General features: G+C 62.2%; 4 protein-coding genes. 1 reads left to right on the forward strand and 3 read right to left on the reverse strand.

The features are described from left to right. The coding region (locus RMO40_RS18040; RefSeq protein ID WP_309724373.1) for an NAD(P)-dependent oxidoreductase at positions 1-888 on the reverse strand (888 nt) is incomplete at its 3' end. Positions 889-996: 108 nt separating this feature from the next. Between RMO40_RS18040 and galU the strand changes: the two genes are divergently transcribed. Continuing rightward, entirely contained in the window at positions 997-1,887 is an 891-nt protein-coding gene (gene galU / locus RMO40_RS18045; protein WP_309724375.1) for a UTP--glucose-1-phosphate uridylyltransferase GalU, read from the forward strand. On the opposite strand, the gene RMO40_RS18050 is transcribed toward galU, so the two are convergent. Further along, positions 1,884-2,111, reverse strand: a complete 228-nt coding sequence (locus RMO40_RS18050) for a sulfurtransferase TusA family protein (protein WP_309724377.1) — start codon at positions 2,109-2,111, stop codon at positions 1,884-1,886. The genes galU and RMO40_RS18050 overlap by 4 nt on opposite strands. A 14-nt stretch (positions 2,112-2,125) precedes the next feature. Beyond that, positions 2,126-2,521, reverse strand: a 396-nt coding sequence (locus RMO40_RS18055; protein ID WP_309724380.1) for an NUDIX domain-containing protein, incomplete at its 5' end; no start/stop codon positions are given.

Genomic DNA, 2,521 nt, shown 5'->3' on the forward strand with positions numbered 1-2,521 from the left:
GTGCGCCACATACCAGCTGGCGCGCAGGCGCGACTCTCTCGTGTGGGAGCCCAGGCGCGGTGTGAGGAACAGGTTGCCAAGATCGTGCAAGAGCGTTCCCTTGGAAGCAAACCCTGCTTCGGCGCCGTCCAGGATGCACGCGTCGATTCGTCCGTCCATCAGGGCCGAGGCCAGCGCTTCGGCATCGAACAGGTGGGACCGGCTGATCCCCACCCACATCTGGCCCTGCTTGCAGTGCGCGAGTATCTTGTCGTTGATGAAGCCCTGGTAGCGTGAGGCATACATCACCTGGACCGACACCGCGTCGGAATGCGACATCAGTTCCTGCAGGCTCACCGGCTGGATCTGCAGGCGGCTCCAGATCGGGGCGGTGTGGTGGATGGCGGGGTCGTAGCCAATCAATTTGGCGCCCAACGCATGGAGCATCAGCGCCAGTGTGTGGGCGGTGGGCGCCAGGCCGAAGATACCGACAACGCTGCCGTTGAGCTCACGCCCCAACCGGATGTCCGCATGGCGGTCGCCGATGAGCGAAGAACCGATCCCACGCCGGTACAGCAGCAACAGACTGGCCAGCAGGTACTCTGCATTGGAGCGAACGTTGGCGGTGGTGGCCTGAATCACCCGGACCTTACGCTCGCGGCAGGCTTCCAGATCGGTGTTGTCGGTGCCCACATGCATCCGGGCAACGGCCTTGAGCATGGGCGCGAAATCCAGGAATTCCTTGGTGACGACCACCTTGCGCGGCAGGAGCACCGCCTGGGCCTTGTACACGGCCTTGCGCAAGGCGCTGGGATCGGCGGCCAGTTCGGGACGCGACTCGACGGAATGGCGCGACTCCAGCCACGCAAGGGCTTCGGGCACCAGCCGTTCGAGAAGTAATATGTCCACCCGGATGCGTCCTTGTCTTACAACCAGTTTCTGCGTTTGCCCAGATAGTAGAGCCTGAACCGGCCCCCAAAATTTCGCAAACCTTAGCGGTAAACGCTGAACCAGTCGATGAAAAAAGTCACAAAAATTAACAAAGCGGTCTTCCCGGTTGCAGGGCTGGGTACGCGCTTTTTGCCCGCCACCAAAGCCCAGCCCAAGGAAATGCTCCCCATCGTGGACAAGCCCCTGATCCAGTACGCGGTGGAGGAGGCGTATGCAGCCGGCATCCGTCACATGATCTTCGTTACCGGCCGCAACAAACGTGCCATCGAAGACCATTTCGACACGGCGTACGAGCTCGAGAGCGAGCTTGAGGCCAACCAGAAGAAGGAATTGCTCGCACTCGTCCGCGCGCTGCACCCCGACGACATGGACTGCTCCTACGTGCGACAGCCCCGTTCGCTCGGCCTCGGGCATGCGGTGCTCTGCGCCCAGGCCTTGGTGGGGGATGAACCGTTTGCCGTCCTGCTGGCCGACGACCTGATGTGCGGCCTTGAGGGTGGCCCCGGAATACTGACGCAAATGGTCGATGTTTTCCAGGGCGTAGCGACATCTTTGTTAGCGGTGCAGGAGGTTCCGGTTGATCACGTGCAGCGCTACGGCATCGTCGCGGGCCAACCTGCCGGCGACAGGCTCATGAAGGTCGAGCGCATGATCGAAAAGCCCAAGCCCGCCGATGCGCCTTCGCGCATGGGCGTGGCCGGCCGCTACATCCTTACGCCCGGAGTGTTCGAGCACATCCGCAACAACCCCCGCGGCGCGGGTGGAGAAATCCAGCTGACCGATGGCATTGCCAAGCTGATCGAAACCGAAGGCGTGCATGCCTACCAGTACCTGGGCAAGCGCTACGACTGCGGCAGCAAGGAAGGCTTCCTGGAGGCCACTGTTGAGCTGGCTCTTAAACACCCCGAGGTCGGCCCCGGCTTTCGCAAGTACCTCGCCGGCTTGTCAGTGCGTTAACGACGCCGCAGGACGTGCACAAACTCCTGCCCCACCGTTTGTTGCTCCACCAGCTCGTTGCCGGTGTGCTTGGCGAAGGCCTGGAAGTCACGCAGCGAGCCCGCGTCGGTCGCCACCACCTTCAGCAACTGCCCGGCCTGCATGTCCGTCAGCGCCTTCTTCGCCTTGAGGATGGGCAGCGGGCAGTTGAGCCCGCGGGTGTCGATTTCCTTGTCGATATTCATGAGGCTTGTCCTGTTCAATCGCGCTTGGGCATTTCAATGAATTGCGGCGCCACGCCGCGGCTGCGCAGCCAGTCGGCGAGCGCGTAGCCGGTCCCGGCGGGCCAGCACTTCACCCCGTCATAGGGGTACAACTTGTAGTCAACCAGTTCAGGCGAGAGCTTCACCTCACCCTGGGCCACCGCATGGTAGGCAATGATCACCTGGTTCATGCGCTGGAAGTCGTAGACGCCGATGAGGTTGAGTTCAGTCGCGTCGAGGTTGGTTTCTTCCTTGATCTCGCGCGCGATGCCCTGCTGCGGTGTCTCCCCGGCCTCCATGAAACCGGTGATGAGTGCGTACATCTTGTGCGTCCAGGCCGCGTTGCGCGCGAGCAGGATCTGGTCTTGATACTGGATCACCGCTGCCAGCAC

The organism is Rhizobacter sp., from assembly GCF_031412075.1.
GTDB lineage: Bacteria > Pseudomonadota > Gammaproteobacteria > Burkholderiales > Burkholderiaceae_C > Rhizobacter.

Excerpts from the sequence above, each read along its gene's own strand:
- RMO40_RS18050 (WP_309724377.1), bottom strand. The coding sequence starts at position 2,111 with ATGAATATCGACAAGGAAATCGACACCCGCGGGCTCAACTGCCCGCTG.
- galU (WP_309724375.1), top strand. The coding sequence starts at position 997 with ATGAAAAAAGTCACAAAAATTAACAAAGCGGTCTTCCCGGTTGCAGGG.